14 protein-coding genes are annotated in these 14,431 nt (G+C 62.6%); 4 read left to right on the top strand and 10 right to left on the bottom strand.

The features are described 5' to 3' along the window. Positions 1 to 8 precede the first annotated feature (8 nt). Positions 9 to 3,053 (top strand): multidrug efflux RND transporter permease subunit, encoded by a 3,045-nt coding sequence (locus LVS58_RS10355; RefSeq protein ID WP_233690990.1) that lies wholly within the window; start codon positions 9 to 11, stop codon positions 3,051 to 3,053. A 109-nt stretch (positions 3,054 to 3,162) separates the two neighbouring features. Here LVS58_RS10355 and LVS58_RS10350 read toward each other — a convergent pair whose 3' ends face one another. From LVS58_RS10350 to colR, 5 genes are all read right to left on the bottom strand, one after another. After that, positions 3,163 to 3,396, bottom strand: coding sequence for a hypothetical protein (locus LVS58_RS10350; RefSeq protein ID WP_233690989.1), 234 nt, complete (start codon positions 3,394 to 3,396; stop codon positions 3,163 to 3,165). Next, positions 3,396 to 4,094 carry a lipopolysaccharide kinase InaA family protein gene (locus LVS58_RS10345; protein ID WP_233690988.1) on the bottom strand — a complete coding sequence of 233 codons (699 nt, stop codon included), beginning with the start codon at positions 4,092 to 4,094 and terminating at the stop codon, positions 3,396 to 3,398. The genes LVS58_RS10350 and LVS58_RS10345 overlap by 1 nt, the downstream gene beginning before the upstream one ends. Before the next feature lie 6 nt (positions 4,095 to 4,100). After that, on the bottom strand, positions 4,101 to 4,781 hold the full coding sequence (locus LVS58_RS10340) for a class I SAM-dependent methyltransferase (protein ID WP_233690987.1): 681 nt from the start codon (positions 4,779 to 4,781) through the stop codon (positions 4,101 to 4,103). Between the two features lie 107 nt (positions 4,782 to 4,888). Then, complete coding sequence (locus LVS58_RS10335; RefSeq protein ID WP_233690986.1) at positions 4,889 to 6,199, bottom strand: sensor histidine kinase; 1,311 nt, start codon at positions 6,197 to 6,199, stop codon at positions 4,889 to 4,891. Then, complete coding sequence (colR, locus tag LVS58_RS10330; RefSeq protein ID WP_003255215.1) at positions 6,189 to 6,872, bottom strand: two-component system response regulator ColR; 684 nt, start codon at positions 6,870 to 6,872, stop codon at positions 6,189 to 6,191. Before colR ends, LVS58_RS10335 begins: the two co-directional genes overlap by 11 nt. A 183-nt stretch (positions 6,873 to 7,055) precedes the next feature. Here colR and LVS58_RS10325 point away from each other — a divergent pair, with 183 nt between their 5' ends. After that, entirely contained in the window at positions 7,056 to 7,784 is a 729-nt protein-coding gene (locus tag LVS58_RS10325; RefSeq protein ID WP_233690985.1) for a phosphatase PAP2 family protein, read from the top strand. 49 nt (positions 7,785 to 7,833) lie between these two features. On the opposite strand, the gene LVS58_RS10320 is transcribed toward LVS58_RS10325, so the two are convergent. Further along, on the bottom strand, positions 7,834 to 8,754 hold the full coding sequence (locus LVS58_RS10320) for an iron-sulfur-binding ferredoxin reductase (RefSeq protein ID WP_233690984.1): 921 nt from the start codon (positions 8,752 to 8,754) through the stop codon (positions 7,834 to 7,836). 249 nt (positions 8,755 to 9,003) lie between these two features. Here LVS58_RS10320 and LVS58_RS10315 point away from each other — a divergent pair, with 249 nt between their 5' ends. Beyond that, positions 9,004 to 10,527 carry a fumarate hydratase gene (locus LVS58_RS10315; protein ID WP_003255232.1) on the top strand — a complete coding sequence of 508 codons (1,524 nt, stop codon included), beginning with the start codon at positions 9,004 to 9,006 and terminating at the stop codon, positions 10,525 to 10,527. Between the two features lie 111 nt (positions 10,528 to 10,638). Here LVS58_RS10315 and LVS58_RS10310 read toward each other — a convergent pair whose 3' ends face one another. Together LVS58_RS10310 and LVS58_RS10305 are read right to left on the bottom strand one after the other, a co-directional pair. Next, positions 10,639 to 11,511, bottom strand: a complete 873-nt coding sequence (locus LVS58_RS10310; protein ID WP_233690983.1) for a carbon-nitrogen hydrolase family protein — start codon at positions 11,509 to 11,511, stop codon at positions 10,639 to 10,641. Continuing rightward, positions 11,508 to 12,098, bottom strand: a complete 591-nt coding sequence (locus tag LVS58_RS10305; protein ID WP_233690982.1) for a GNAT family N-acetyltransferase — start codon at positions 12,096 to 12,098, stop codon at positions 11,508 to 11,510. The genes LVS58_RS10310 and LVS58_RS10305 overlap by 4 nt, the downstream gene beginning before the upstream one ends. 115 nt (positions 12,099 to 12,213) lie before the next feature. Here LVS58_RS10305 and LVS58_RS10300 point away from each other — a divergent pair, with 115 nt between their 5' ends. Continuing rightward, positions 12,214 to 12,612: a nuclear transport factor 2 family protein gene (locus LVS58_RS10300; RefSeq protein WP_003255237.1), complete on the top strand. Its 399-nt coding sequence runs from the start codon at positions 12,214 to 12,216 to the stop codon at positions 12,610 to 12,612. Between the two features lie 30 nt (positions 12,613 to 12,642). Here LVS58_RS10300 and LVS58_RS10295 read toward each other — a convergent pair whose 3' ends face one another. Both LVS58_RS10295 and LVS58_RS10290 read right to left on the bottom strand, forming a co-directional pair. Continuing rightward, the gene (locus LVS58_RS10295) at positions 12,643 to 13,221 is read right to left on the bottom strand and encodes a DJ-1/PfpI family protein (RefSeq protein ID WP_233690981.1); all 579 of its coding nucleotides are present in this window, start codon (positions 13,219 to 13,221) and stop codon (positions 12,643 to 12,645) included. A 51-nt stretch (positions 13,222 to 13,272) separates the two neighbouring features. Beyond that, on the bottom strand, positions 13,273 to 14,430 hold the full coding sequence (locus tag LVS58_RS10290; protein WP_233690980.1) for a phospholipase D-like domain-containing protein: 1,158 nt from the start codon (positions 14,428 to 14,430) through the stop codon (positions 13,273 to 13,275). Position 14,431 lies beyond the last annotated feature (1 nt).

Here is a 14,431-nt window from a genome sequence, read left to right as displayed (position 1 = left end):
AGGCTGGCATGGCGTTCACCGACCCGTTCATCCGCCGCCCGGTGCTGGCCAGCGTGGTCAGCCTGCTGATTCTGCTGCTCGGCTTCCAGGCCTGGAACAAGCTGCAGATCCGCCAGTACCCGCAAATGGAAAACGCCCTGATCACGGTCACCACCGCCTACCCCGGGGCGAACGCCGAAACCATTCAGGGCTATATCACCCAGCCATTGCAGCAGAGCCTGGCCAGCGCCGAAGGCATTGACTACATGACCTCGGTGAGCCGGCAGAACTTCTCGATCATTTCCATTTACGCGCGCGTTGGCGCCGACAGCGACCGCCTGTTCACCGAGCTTCTGGCCAAGGCCAATGAGGTACGTAACAAGCTACCCCAGGACTCCGAAGACCCGGTACTGAGCAAGGAAGCTGCCGATGCCTCGGCACTGATGTACGTCAGCTTCTACAGCAAGGAGATGAGCAACCCGCAGATCACCGACTACCTGTCACGGGTTATCCAGCCCAAGCTGGCCACGTTGCCGGGCATGGCCGAGGCGGAGATCCTCGGCAACCAGGTGTTCGCCATGCGCCTTTGGCTGGACCCGGTGAAGCTGGCCGGTTTCGGCCTTTCGGCTACCGACGTGACCAATGCCGTACGCCGCTACAACTTCCTCTCCGCCGCTGGCGAGGTGAAAGGTGAATACGTGGTCACCAGCGTCAACGCCAGCACCGAGCTGAAGTCGGCCGAGGCGTTCGCCGCCCTGCCGCTCAAGACCAGCGGTGACAGCCGCGTGCTGCTGGGCGATGTGGCCCGGGTCGAGATGGGCGCAGAAAACTACGACACGGTCAGCTCGTTCGACGGCACCCCGTCGGTCTATATCGGCATCAAGGCCACCCCGGCCGCCAACCCGCTGGATGTCATCAAGGAAGTGCGGCGCATCATGCCAGAGCTGGAAAGCCAGCTGCCCTCGGCACTGAACGTGTCGATTGCCTACGACGCCACGCGGTTCATCCAGGCCTCGATCGACGAAGTGATCAAGACCTTGGGCGAAGCGGTGCTGATCGTCATCGTGGTGGTGTTCCTGTTCCTTGGTGCCCTGCGCTCGGTACTGATTCCGGTGGTGACCATACCGCTGTCGATGATCGGTGTACTGTTCTTCATGCAGATGATGGGCTACTCGCTCAACCTGCTGACCCTGCTCGCCATGGTGCTGGCCATCGGTCTGGTGGTGGACGACGCCATTGTGGTGGTGGAAAACATCCACCGGCATATGGAGGAAGGCAAGTCGCCGTTCGACGCAGCCCTGGAAGGCGCGCGCGAAATTGCCATGCCAGTGGTGTCCATGACCATCACCCTTGCCGCCGTGTATGCACCGATCGGCTTCCTCACCGGGCTTACCGGCGCGCTGTTCAAGGAGTTTGCCCTGACGCTGGCCGGGGCGGTAGTCATTTCCGGTATCGTTGCCCTGACCCTGTCACCGATGATGTGCGCCCTGCTGCTGCGCCGCGAGCAGAACCCCAGCGGCCTGGCCCACCGCCTCGATCAGCTGTTCGAACGCCTGAAAGGGCGCTACCAGCGCGTGCTGCACGCCACCCTCGACAGCCGGCCGGTGGTGCTGGTGTTTGCCGTGATCATCCTGTGCCTGATCCCGGTGCTGCTCAAATTCACCCAGAACGAACTGGCGCCCAACGAGGACCAGGGAGTGATCTTCATGATGAGCAGCTCACCTCAACCGGCCAACCTCGACTACCTCAACGCCTACACCGACCAGTTCACACCGCTGTTCAAGGCCTTCCCCGAGTATTATTCGTCGTTTCAGATCAACGGCTTCAATGGCGTGCAGACCGGTATTGGTGGTTTCTTGCTCAAGCCGTGGAACGAGCGCGAACGCACACAGATGGAGCTACTGCCGCTGGTGCAGGCCAAACTCGAGGAAATCAGCGGGCTGCAGATCTTCGGCTTCAACCTGCCGTCATTGCCCGGCACTGGCGAGGGCTTGCCATTCCAGTTTGTGATCAATACCGCTGGCGACTACCCAGCACTGCTGGACGTGGCCCAGCGCATCAAGACGCGCGCTCAGCAATCGGGCAAGTTCGCCTTCCTCGATATCGACCTTGCCTTCGACAAGCCCGAAGTGGTGGTGGACATCGACCGGGCAAAGGCGGCGCAGATGGGGGTGTCGATGGACACCCTCGGCGGCACCCTGGCGACCCTGCTGGGTGAGGCGGAAATCAACCGTTTCACCCTTGAAGGGCGCAGTTACAAGGTGATCGCCCAGGTTGAGCGGCCTTACCGCGACAACCCCGGCTGGCTGAACAATTACTACGTGAAGAACGACCAGGGCCAGTTGTTGCCGCTGTCGACCCTGATCACCCTCACCGACCGCGCTCGCCCACGCCAGCTCAACCAGTTCCAGCAACTGAACGCTGCGATCATCCAGGGCGTGCCCATGGTCAGCCTGGGCGAGGCGCTGAAGACTGTGCAGGACATCGCTCGCGAAGAGGCCCCGGAGGGCTTTGCCTTCGACTACGCCGGCGTGGCCCGCCAGTATGTACAGGAAGGCAGCGCATTGTGGGTCACCTTCGGCCTGGCGCTGGCGATCATTTTCCTCGTGCTGGCTGCACAGTTCGAAAGCTTCCGCGACCCGTTGGTGATTCTGGTGACGGTGCCGTTGTCGATCTGTGGCGCGCTTTTGCCGCTATTCCTGGGTGTGTCGAGCATGAACATCTACACCCAGGTCGGGCTGGTGACATTGATCGGGCTTATCAGCAAGCACGGTATCCTGATCGTCGAGTTCGCCAATCAGCTACGCGATGAGCGAGGCCTGAGTGTGCGCGAAGCGATCGAGGAAGCAGCGGCCATTCGCCTGCGGCCGGTGCTGATGACCACCGCGGCTATGGTATTCGGCATGGTGCCGCTGATTCTGGCAACCGGGGCGGGAGCGGTCAGCCGGTTTGACATCGGTATGGTGATTGCCACCGGGATGTCGATTGGCACGCTGTTTACCTTGTTTGTGTTGCCCTGTATTTACACCCTGCTGGCGCACAAGGCGAGCGCCAAGGAACCTGCAATAGCTTGAACCATACCTGGGGGAGCGGGCTTGCTCGCGAAGAGGCCGGCAAGGCAGACGCAAAAAACCAGAGGCCCCGCAATCGCGAGGCCTCTGGCTTATTTAGCTAACGCAGGGTTCATCCAAGTGGCCGCAACCCTTGACGCAGGCCAAACAGGAACAGCAGAAGGTCCTGGTCCGGCTCGCTTCGGGCCTGCTGCTGCGGTTTTGATTCCCGCGGCAACGCGCACTGGTCTGCCATCTCAGCCTTGCTGAACACCGTCGGCCTCGGCTCTTCCCAGGCAGCCACCGCCACGGTGGTCACCGCCAGACCGGCTACCAGGAACAAAGCTCGAGCAATTTCTAGTTTCATTACTCTAACCCTTTGACAGCGCTGCCAAACGCCATCTTGTAAAAGTAGAGCAGTGTTCGCCATTCCGCATCATTGAATGACGAATGGCGCCGTAGCTGACGCAAGTCATTGCCGGCCGCACGCTGGCAGCTGATACGCCGCCTGCACTTTTCCAGGTCCAGCAGCGCCACTTCGACGCGGGCCTGCTCGCCCTCGCCGATTACCTTGATGAATACGTGCTTGCCATACAGGCAGCCGTGCTGCCAATGCCCCAGGTGCATCCGCGCCAGGTTGTCCGCCAGGTCCTTGAGCATGCGCTCATGCACCACCTGCGGGTAACGCTCGCGGGCACCTTCGGCATGCCAGGTGTCGAGTTCGACAAAACCGTCCAGCGCTTCGCTGACCAGCAGCGCGCGCCACTGGTGCTCGGCATCGCGCTCTGCACCACAGAAGACGACACGCGGTACACGCACGCCCAACTGCTCGAAACTGTTCAGTGCATCGAGTTCACGCAACACGGTCGGCCGACCGAAAGGGTGCAACAGGCTGCGGTAGATATGCCCGACCTGGCGCTTGGCATACAACAGCTTGCCATTGGCATCGTTGAGGCGTTGCACGCCACTCTCGCCGCCGCGGCGCTGATTAGGCTCCTCGACCCACTCGCCTTGTTGGCGCCAGTAAAAATCGAACTGCGCTTCCCCTTTATGGGCTACAGCCATCAAACACTACCCCTTACGCAATACGTAGACTCGCCACATGGCATAGAACGGCAGGAAGTCGAGGCGTTCCTGGATTCTGAAGCCGGCGGCCCTGAATTCTTCTTCGACCGTTTCGACAGGTAACACAAAACGGTTCTGGTAATTATCCTGTTCGGCCTTGGCGCTACGGCGCTGCTCCAGCTTTTTCCGACGCCAGGCCTTGAAATTGCCATCCACCCACAGGGAAAGGATCACACTATCACGGCTAACTCGTTGAAATTCCGAAAGAATGGTCTTTCTGTGCGCCGACTCGCCTATGTGATGGAACAGGCGCATGCAGAAAATGCTGTCCACGGCGTTATCTGGCAGGTCGATGGCAAATGCCGATGTCTGCAAAGGCCGTACCCGTGCCACCACTTCTGGCGGTTGCGCCGCACAGGCGGTCTCGATCATGGCCTCAGAGTTGTCGGCACCGATGATTACCCGATTGGGCTTTTCCGCCAACAGCGGCCAGAAACGGCCTGCACCGCATGGCAGGTCCAGAACCAGGCCGGGCTCGCCCGCCAATGCCAAGGCGCGGCGCGCCAGTTGCTCATCTCGCTTGTGGGAAAGGCGTCGCGCCAGGCCGTCCTGGTGCTTGAGAAAGTACTCGCGCGCATGGTCTTTGTCGTACTTCTCGGAAAATTCAAGCTTGATGGGGCTACGCATTGGGCATCTCCTGACTCCATTGCGCCCACACTAGTCATGCAAGCGTTGGAATCAGGTCATGCCAATGTGAAAAAAACGTTGAGCACCCGTTGACCTGATACAAGAAATTACTCGACCAGGGCGTCCGGGTCGCCTTTGGCCACGGTGTTGCTCAGGTCCACCTGGAAGCGGCAGCCATGCGGCAAGGTGGATGTCAGGGTGACACGCCAACCCTGGTCGTCACAGATCCGCTGCACCAGTGAAAGCCCCAGCCCCAGCCCCTCGCCACGCCGTTCATCGCCGCGCACGAACGGCCTGAACATGGCCTCACGCTGCTCTTCGGGGATACCCACACCGCTGTCCTCTACGCTGAAACCATTGGCTTCCAGGCTCAGGCGGATATACCCACTGTCGGTGTAGTGCGCAGCATTGCGCAGCAGGTTGCCCATCACCGACTGCAGGAAGGTGGCGTTGTACAGCACCGGGCTGGCGCTGACGCGGCCATCGAAATACAGGGTGAGCCCTTTCTGTTCGATGGTGTCGCGCCACACCCCGATGAGCTCGTCGGCCACTTCGCGCAGGGTCGCCCGTGACGCCACCGCCCCCTCATCACGCTGCGCGCGGGCCAACATGAGGAAGGTCTTGACCAGCTCGCGCATTTCTTCGGTGGCCCGCGCCACACGCTCCACCTGGCTACGCGCGCGGGCATCAAGGCCCGGGTTTTCCATCAGAAGCTCACACGAGGTAGCCAACACCATCAACGGCGTGCGCAGCTCGTGGCTGACGTCACTGGTGAACAGCCGTTCGCGGGTCAGCGCATCACGCAGGCGGCCCAGGGTGTCGTCGAAAGCCACTGCAAGCTGGCCGACTTCGTCTGCCGCATAATCCGGCGCCAGCGGCGGGGCCAGGCCCAGTAGTTGATCGCGGTGGCGCACCTGACGCGCCAGGCGGATGACCGGTGCCATTACCCGACGTGCAACCAGCCAGCCAAGGATGACCGCCAACACCAGGCTGAGCACGAAGCCCACCACAACGACGGCAAACAGCAGACGCTCGCGCTCCTCGAAGTCGCTCTGGTCCTGCAGCAGCACATAGCGGCGACCATCGACGATCTCGACCATGGCGTGGTAGGACAGCTGATCTCGGAACACTTCATGGAAACCGCGGTCGAGGTGACGCAGGTCCTTGGGCAGCTCGAAGTCGTCACGCCCGCCGCTGAAATAGAACAGCTGGTCGGGGCGGGGGCGATGACTCCAGTCACTGACGCTGTCCATACGCAGCAGGCGCTGCAGGTCACCGCCCAGTACCGAGGAAATCAGGCGCTCTTCGACTAGGTGCACCGTGCCGACGATACCGAATGCGAAGGCCCCGGCCACCAGCGCGCTCATCAGGGCAAAGGCGATGATGATGCGCTGGGCAAGGCTTTGTTTAAACTCCATCGCGGCCCTCGGCGAGGCGATAGCCGACGCCATGGACGGTATGCAGCAACGGTTTCTCAAACGGTTTGTCGATCACCTGGCGCAGCTGATGCACATGGCTGCGCAGGCTGTCGCTATCGGGGCAGTCATCGCCCCACAAGGCTTCTTCCAGCACCTCGCGGCGCAGTACATGCGGGCTTTTCTGCATCAGTACCGCCAGCAGCTTGAGGCCGACCGGGTTAAGCTTCAACAGGCGCCCCTGGCGGGTCACCTCGAGGGTATCAAGGTCGTAGCTCAGGTCAGCTACCTGCAGGGTACGGCGCCCACCGCCCTGGGCACGGCGCAGCACCGCCTCGATGCGCGCCGCCAGCTCCGACAGGGCAAAAGGCTTGAGCAGGTAGTCGTCAGCCCCCGAGCGGAAACCTTGCAGGCGGTCGTCCAACTGGTCACGGGCAGTGAGCATGATCACCGGCGTGTCGCGGCGGGCATCTTCGCGCAGGCGCTTGCACAGAGTGTAGCCATCGATGCCTGGCAGCATGATGTCGAGTACGATCAGGTCGTAGTGTTCGGTGGCGGCCAGATGCAGCCCGGACAGGCCATCCTGGGCACAGTCGACGGTGTAGCCTTTCATACCCAGGTAATCGGCCAGGTTGGCCAGGATATCGCGGTTGTCTTCAACCAAAAGAATGCGCATCGGTTTCTCCTGTGCGGCGCTTCTCGCTGTGGTGCGCGGCAGGCGCAGCTTAAGGCCTATGCCTGCACGGTGCCAGCCCTGGGAAAAATTCACCGCACTTGACGGTTTTTTCACTGATCCTTCACGGACACAGGATAGCGGGCGGCCGACAATACCCGATCTTTTTCGCGCCCTGGAGCCGTCATGCAGCAACGCACCCGCCCTCGCCCGATCAACTACTGGCTGTACCTGGGGATTCCCCTCGCGACTGCGTTGGCCTTGATCCTGCTGGAGTTGACGTCAGTGGACATGGATGTCGCCAACCTGTTCTTCGACCCCGCTGCCGGGCAGTTCATTGGCCGCCACAGTTACCTGTTGGAAAACATCCTGCATGACCGGGTCAAGCAAGTGGTGATCCTGTTGGGGGTGATATCGCTGCTGACCTTTGCCGCGAGCTTTTTCTGGAAGCGCCTGTTTGGCTGGCGCCGTGAACTGGGCTGCCTGGCGCTGGCACTGGGCTTGTCCACGGCGTTTGTCACGCCGCTGAAAAAAGTCACCCAGGTGCAGTGCCCTTGGAGCCTGATCCAGTTTGGCGGCACCGAAACATACAGCAAGCTGCTGGAACCACGGCCGCCTACAGACAAGCCTGGGCTGTGCTGGCCCGGCGGGCATGCAGCGACCGGGTTCTGCCTGTTCGCCTTGTTCTTCATGCTGCGTGATCGCAAGCCCCGCCTGGCGCGGGTGGCGTTTGTAGTGGCCTTGATAGCAGGGTCGATACTGTCGGTGGGCAGGATGATGCAAGGGGCGCACTTCCTGTCGCACAATGTGTGGACAGCAGTGTTCTGCTGGTTGATCGGATTGGGGTCGTATTACCTGGTTCTCTATCGGCGGGGGCAGGCCGAGGTGCACGTCGCCGAGCGCAGCGCCGCATGAAAGAGGAGGAGGGGCCGCTTTGCGGCCCTTCGCACTTCAAATGCTACCCTCAGGCATGCTCGACGAACACATCAGCAAACACCTGCCCCCGCGGTACCCCTGCGATGAACATCCGCCGGGCAAACCGCTCGACACTCGCCGGTGCCCCACACAGCAGCGCCACTGTCTGCCGCGACAACAGCCGCATCCCGGCCAACGCTTCATCCACATGCTCCGCCAGCACCAGCTCGACACTCACCCCCGGCAGCTTCAGCAGCTTCTCCGCCAGATAGTGCCCTGCCGGATCCCGCGCCACATGCACCACCCGGATTTCGCCCCGATGACCCCGGCGCAATGCTTCGCGCAAGATACCCCAGAGCGGCGCCAGCCCGGTTCCCGCAGCCAGCAACCACAGCGGCCGCTCCTGCCAATCTGGGTCGTAATGTAGGGCTGCGCCTCTGAACTCCCCCAAACGCATCTCGTGGCCGACCTGCAGTCCACGCGCCTTGTCGCAAAAGGCACCAGGCCGCTGGCAATCGATATGAAACTCGAGAAAAACATCCTCACCCGGCAGGCTGGCCAAGGAATAAGGCCGAGCGACCGCGCCTAGCCACAGCACCACGTGCTGCCCCGCCTGGTAACGCACCACCCGATCGGGGCGCAACCGCAGGCGCAATACATCGCCAAACCAGTCCATCGCACAGACCTGCGCCGGTACGCCGCCCAGCTGGGGGTCGTATAGCGCCACACGCAGGTCCTCGACCACCCGGCACTGGCAAGCCAGGCGCCAGCCCTGGGCGTGTTTCTCCAACGCCAAAGCCTCGGGCAAAGCGTCTGCCGGTTGCCCGTCCAGGCAGTGCACCAGGCAGGCATGGCAACTGCCGGCGCGGCAACTGTAAGGCACGTTCAACCCCGCCTCGTTGAGAGCATCGAGCAGGTTGCTGCCAATGGGCACCGTCCAGCGGCGCTCGCCCACGCAAATTTCGGGCATGTTCGGTACATCTCCTGCTATCCAAGGCTCACTGTAAGCCAAGCACAGCACACCAGCAAAATAGATGCCTGCGCGCTGCCGACCATGGTCCAGACCGGCCGCAGGTGTGCCCGGCCCGGATGCACGCTATACTGCCGCGCCTTTTTCCGTCGGCCTGATGTGCCGGCGCCTTGCAAGGCGCTTCGACGTGCTGGTCGGCTATGTCGAGCGTCTTTTTGAATGTTCCCGTCTTTAAGAGGAGCGCGCTGCATGACCGTGATCAAGCAAGACGACCTGATTCAGAGCGTCGCCGACGCCCTGCAATTCATCTCGTACTACCACCCCGTCGATTTCATCCAGGCCATGCACGAGGCCTATCTGCGTGAGGAGTCGCCTGCTGCACGCGATTCCATCGCCCAGATCCTGATCAACTCGCGCATGTGCGCCACCGGCCATCGTCCAATCTGCCAGGACACCGGTATCGTCACCGTGTTCATCCGCGTGGGCATGGACGTGCGCTGGGACGGCGCCACCATGAGCGTCGACGACATGATCAACGAAGGTGTGCGTCGCGCCTACAACCTGCCTGAAAACGTCCTGCGCGCTTCGATCCTGGCCGACCCGGCCGGTGCCCGCAAGAACACCAAGGACAACACCCCGGCAGTGATCCACTACTCCATCGTCCCCGGCGACAAGGTGGAAGTCGATGTCGCAGCCAAGGGCGGCGGCTCGGAAAACAAGTCGAAGATGGCCATGCTCAACCCGTCCGACTCGATCGTCGACTGGGTACTGAAAACCGTGCCGACCATGGGTGCTGGCTGGTGCCCGCCCGGCATGCTCGGCATCGGCATCGGCGGTACCGCCGAGAAGGCCGCGGTCATGGCCAAGGAAGTGTTGATGGAGTCCATCGACATCCACGAACTGAAGGCCCGTGGCCCACAGAACCGCCTGGAAGAAATCCGCCTGGAGCTGTTCGACAAGGTCAACCAGCTGGGCATCGGCGCCCAGGGCCTGGGTGGCCTGACCACCGTGCTCGACGTCAAGATCATGGATTACCCGACCCACGCGGCGTCCTTGCCGGTGTGCATGATCCCCAACTGCGCCGCTACCCGCCACGCCCACTTCGTGCTCGATGGCACCGGCCCGGCAGAACTGGAAGCGCCGTCGCTGGACGCCTACCCGGAAATCGTCTGGGAAGCCGGCCCGAGCGCCCGTCGCGTCAACCTCGACGACATCACCCCGGAAGAAGTGGCCAGCTGGAAGCCGGGCGAAACCATCCTGCTCAACGGCAAGATGCTGACCGGCCGCGATGCCGCGCACAAGCGCATGGTTGAAATGCTCAACCGTGGCGAAGAGCTGCCGGTAGACCTGAAAGGCCGCTTCATCTACTACGTCGGCCCGGTCGACCCGGTGGGTGACGAGGTGGTAGGCCCAGCCGGCCCGACCACTGCTACCCGTATGGACAAGTTCACTCGCCAGATCCTTGAGCAGACTGGCCTGCTGGGCATGATCGGCAAGTCCGAGCGTGGCCCGACCGCCATCGAGGCGATCAAGGACAACAAGGCCGTGTACCTGATGGCCGTTGGCGGCGCTGCCTACCTGGTCGCCCAGGCTATCCGCAAGTCGAAGGTACTGGCCTTCGCCGAGCTGGGCATGGAAGCGATCTACGAGTTCGAGGTCAAGGACATGCCGGTGACCGTCGCCGTGGACAGCAACGGTGAGTCGGTACACATCACTGGCCCTGCCCTGTGGCAGAGCAAGATTGCCGAAAGCCTGGCCGTCGAAGTGAAGTAACCTGATGTAACTGCGGCGGCTGCTTCGCGAGCAAGCCCACACAAGTACAGCGCAAGCCAGAAGGCTACGCGTTACCTGTGGGGCTTGCCCGCGAAGTGGCCACCACTGTCATCACAGGACTCTCTCGAACTGCTCCGGCCAGTCCCGCCAGGTAAACACCTGCCCTTCCCGCCTCACCCGCCGCACTTCCTCCAGATCAACCTCGCACACCAGCCACTGGCTGTAGCCCGGGCTCAACTGCTCGCTCAACGCTACCACCCCATCCCCCGGCATCCCGTGATCCGGCGGCACGAACAGGCCTGCCCGGCCGATATTCTCATCCAATGCCGGCGACCAGGGCGCTACCCCCACCGTAGGGCTCTGCAACACGGCAATCTGGTTCTCCAGGGCTCGCGCCTGGGCGCCAATACGCACCCTATGGTAGCCGGCCTCGGTATCGGTACAACTCGGCGCCAGGATCAGGTCGGCCCCTCTCTCGGCCAGGCGGCGGGCCAGCATCGGGAACTCGTTGTCGTAGCAGATCAGGATGCCCAAGCGCCCCAGCTCGGTCTCGAACACCTGCAGCCCCTGGCCCGCAGCAATGTCCCAGTGCTCGCGTTCGAAGCGGGTCATCATCAGTTTGTCCTGATAACCCAGCACACCTTGTGGGCCGAACAGCCAGGCACGGTTACGGTAGCGACCATCGCTGTCCAGCACCGGCACACTGCCTGGTTGCAGGTAGATCCCCCAGCGCCGGGCAAGGTGCTCGCACAATGCTTTCCAGGGTTCGATCAGCGGCTGGATGCCGGCAATCGAAGCCTTCAGGTCTTCCCGCTGCCCGGCACTCAGCTGGCCGCTCAGCACCAGCCCGGCGTATTCCGGCAAGAGCAGCAAGCGTGCCCCCGCCTCCACCGCCTCGGCGCACAGGCCTTGCAGGTGGTCGGCGTAGGCGTCCCAGGTTTCGAGCAGCTCGATGGCGTACTGGCAGGCCGCCAGGCGGATCATATCGGCAGTGCCTTGAGCCAGAACGACATCAGCTTGTCGGAGCTTTCCTGCTCGTCCAGATCACGCCAGGCGTAGGTGGTGCGCAGCGACGGGTCGTGCAGGAAGCCGCGGTTGCGCCAGAAGCCGTGCAGGGGTTTGTACTCGGCTGGCCGTCGCGGGTGCGCACCGGGCCGCTCGACCGCGCAGAACGCGCAGTAATCGAACTCGGCCAGTTTGTGTGCGTAGGACTCGCGTTCGATGAAGAAGCGAACCCCCAGGCCCTGACCGCGGTAGGCCGGCAACACCAGCGACTCACCGAAATAGTACACACCCGCCGGGTCGCGCCCCTGGGCCAGGAATGGCTGCTGGAATTCGGGCGCGACATCCACCAACGGCAGGCCGGTAGAGGCGCCGACCACCTTGCCGTCGTCCAGCGCCAGCACAACGAGGCTGCGCCCGGAGCGGGCATAGTTGGCCAGGTAGTCGGCCTCGTACTCCGGGGTGCCGTCGTAAAGGTAGGGGAACTCGCGGAACACAGTAAGGCGCAGGCGAGCGAGGTCATCGATGTAAGGCGCGATAGCGGCACCGTGCAACAGGCGTATTTCCATGTTTGGCGGTCGTTTTGTCGATGTGGATGACGCGCTCGGCTAAGCCGGGCTTGAGGGGAAACCCTATCATCCGAGGTAACGACCCGCCTTTTCCCTACACGACAGGAAATGTTCCATGACCGCAACCGAACTGGTAAATGCTTACTACGCCGCCTTCAATGCGGGTGACATGCCGGGCTTTCTGGCGCTGCTCAGCGAAGACGTGATCCACGACATCAACCAGGGCGAGCGTCAGATGGGCAAGGCCAGGTTCGCTGCATTCATGGACAAGATGAACCGCTGCTACCGCGAGCGCCTGGCCGACATCGTGGTGATGCAGAACGCCGATGGCAGCCGCGCGGCGGCGGAGTTCACCGTGCATGGCCAATACCTGGCAGACGACGAAGGGTTGCCGACGGCAAACGGCCAGACCTATGTGCTGCCGGCGGGGGCGTTCTTCTATATTCACTGCGGCAAGATTGCCCGGGTGACCAACTACTACAACCTCAATGACTGGGTTGAGCAGGTTGCCTGAAGCAACCCGCTGCCAATTCAATCAGGCCTGTCAGACAATACGCGTGCCCAGCACTTTAAGGAACGCCGCCAGCCACGCCGGGTGCGCTGGCCATGCCGGTGCGGTCACCAGGTTGCCGTCCACATGCGCCTGGTCCACCGCGATGTCGATGAACGTGCCACCCGCCAGGCGCACTTCTGGCGCACATGCCGGGTACGCGCTGCACTCACGCCCCTCCAGCACCCCTGCCGCCGCCAGCAGCTGGGCACCATGGCATACCGCGGCAATCGGCTTGCCGGCCTGGTTGAACGCCCGCACCAGGTCCAACACCTTTTCATCCAGGCGCAGGTACTCCGGCGCGCGGCCACCTGGGATCAGCAGCGCGTCATAACTCTCGGGCCGCACCCGCACGAAATCATAATTCAGGGCAAAATTGTGCCCAGGCTTTTCGCTGTAGGTCTGCTCACCCTCGAAGTCATGAATCGCGGTACGCACGGTCTGACCCGCCAGCTTTTCCGGGCACACCGCATGCACCGTGTGGCCCACCATGCTCAGGGCCTGGAAAGGCACCATCGCTTCGTAATCTTCGACGTAGTCGCCCACCAGCATGAGAATTTTCTTCGCCGTCATCTCGCCCACTCCTTCGGTTAACTGTGAATAGTCACTGCACGATAGCCGCTGTCAGTCACGGCGGTCGAGGAAGTTGACCACCAACCGATCAAGCCAGCCCCAGACCCGTTGCTTCACCCTGCGCCACAACGGGCGCGCATGCCAGTGGGCGAGGTCGACTTCTTCGCTCTGGGCGAAGTCGCGCTCGAAGCTGGCCACCACCGCCGCTGTCAAGGGCGGGTCCAGCGCTTCGATGTTGGCCTCAAGGTTGAAGCGCAAGTTCCAGTGGTCGAAGTTGCACGAACCGACGCTGACCCAGTCGTCTACCACAGCCATCTTCAGGTGCAGGAAGCACGGCTGGTACTCGAAAATCCGGACGCCCGCACGCAACAGGCGCGGGTAGTAACGATGCCCGGCGTAGCGTACCGAAGGGTGATCAGTACGCGGACCGGTCAACAACAGACGCACGTCCAGGCCCTTGCTGGCGGCCCGGCGCAACGAACGGCGCACGCTCCAGGTCGGCAAGAAGTACGGCGTGGCCAGCCACACCCGTTTCTTGCCGCTGTTCAGCGCCCGTACCAGCGAGTGCAGGATGTCCTGGTGCTGGCGGGCGTCGGCATAAGCGACCCGGCCCATGCCCTGCCCCTGCGCAGGCACCTTGGGCAGACGCGGCAGGCCAAAGCCTTCGGCAGGGCGCCAGGCGGTGCGGCGGTTGTTGGCTTGCCACTGACGGTCAAACAGCAACTGCCAGTCGCTCACTACCGGCCCCTGCATCTGCACCATTACTTCGTGCCATTCGCTGGTCGCCTCACCCGGCGTCCAGAACTCGTCGGTAACGCCCGTCCCCCCTACCACTGCCCAACGTTCGTCAACCAGTAGCAATTTGCGATGATCACGGTAGAGGTTGCGCAGGCCACGCTTCCAGCGCAGGCGGTTATACCAGCGCAAGTACACGCCCGCGTCCAGCAGGCGCTGACGCAACGCGCTGTTGAAGGCCAATGAACCGTAGTCATCGAACAGGCACCGCACCCGCACGCCACGCCGGGCAGCCTGCTCCAGCGCGTCGACCACCGCCTCGGCACAGGCACCGGCCTCGACCAGGTACAGCTCCAGGTCAACCTGGAACTCGGCACGCATGATCGCCTGGAGCATGCGCGGAAAGAACGCAGGGCCATCGATAAGCAGTTCGAACTGATTGCCATCCCGCCAGGGGAAGACCGGCCCCGCCATG

It is taken from the genome of Pseudomonas sp. JR33AA (genome assembly GCF_021378985.1).
Taxonomy (GTDB): Bacteria; Pseudomonadota; Gammaproteobacteria; order Pseudomonadales; family Pseudomonadaceae; genus Aquipseudomonas; species Aquipseudomonas alloputida.
The sequence above is the reverse complement of the archived record's forward strand: the minus strand, read 5'-3'. Positions and strand labels throughout refer to the sequence as shown.

What these genes read in the sequence shown, in the direction of transcription:
- LVS58_RS10355 (WP_233690990.1), top strand. Translation starts at nt 9, where the DNA reads ATGGCGTTCACCGACCCGTTCATCCGCCGCCCGGTGCTGGCCAGCGTG.
- LVS58_RS10350 (WP_233690989.1), bottom strand. Translation starts at nt 3,396, where the DNA reads ATGAAACTAGAAATTGCTCGAGCTTTGTTCCTGGTAGCCGGTCTGGCG.
- LVS58_RS10345 (WP_233690988.1), bottom strand. Translation starts at nt 4,094, where the DNA reads ATGGCTGTAGCCCATAAAGGGGAAGCGCAGTTCGATTTTTACTGGCGC.
- LVS58_RS10340 (WP_233690987.1), bottom strand. Translation starts at nt 4,781, where the DNA reads ATGCGTAGCCCCATCAAGCTTGAATTTTCCGAGAAGTACGACAAAGAC.
- LVS58_RS10335 (WP_233690986.1), bottom strand. Translation starts at nt 6,199, where the DNA reads ATGGAGTTTAAACAAAGCCTTGCCCAGCGCATCATCATCGCCTTTGCC.
- colR (WP_003255215.1), bottom strand. Translation starts at nt 6,872, where the DNA reads ATGCGCATTCTTTTGGTTGAAGACAACCGCGATATCCTGGCCAACCTG.
- LVS58_RS10325 (WP_233690985.1), top strand. Translation starts at nt 7,056, where the DNA reads ATGCAGCAACGCACCCGCCCTCGCCCGATCAACTACTGGCTGTACCTG.
- LVS58_RS10320 (WP_233690984.1), bottom strand. Translation starts at nt 8,754, where the DNA reads ATGCCCGAAATTTGCGTGGGCGAGCGCCGCTGGACGGTGCCCATTGGC.
- LVS58_RS10315 (WP_003255232.1), top strand. Translation starts at nt 9,004, where the DNA reads ATGACCGTGATCAAGCAAGACGACCTGATTCAGAGCGTCGCCGACGCC.
- LVS58_RS10310 (WP_233690983.1), bottom strand. Translation starts at nt 11,511, where the DNA reads ATGATCCGCCTGGCGGCCTGCCAGTACGCCATCGAGCTGCTCGAAACC.
- LVS58_RS10305 (WP_233690982.1), bottom strand. Translation starts at nt 12,098, where the DNA reads ATGGAAATACGCCTGTTGCACGGTGCCGCTATCGCGCCTTACATCGAT.
- LVS58_RS10300 (WP_003255237.1), top strand. Translation starts at nt 12,214, where the DNA reads ATGACCGCAACCGAACTGGTAAATGCTTACTACGCCGCCTTCAATGCG.
- LVS58_RS10295 (WP_233690981.1), bottom strand. Translation starts at nt 13,221, where the DNA reads ATGACGGCGAAGAAAATTCTCATGCTGGTGGGCGACTACGTCGAAGAT.
- LVS58_RS10290 (WP_233690980.1), bottom strand. Translation starts at nt 14,430, where the DNA reads ATGGCGGGGCCGGTCTTCCCCTGGCGGGATGGCAATCAGTTCGAACTG.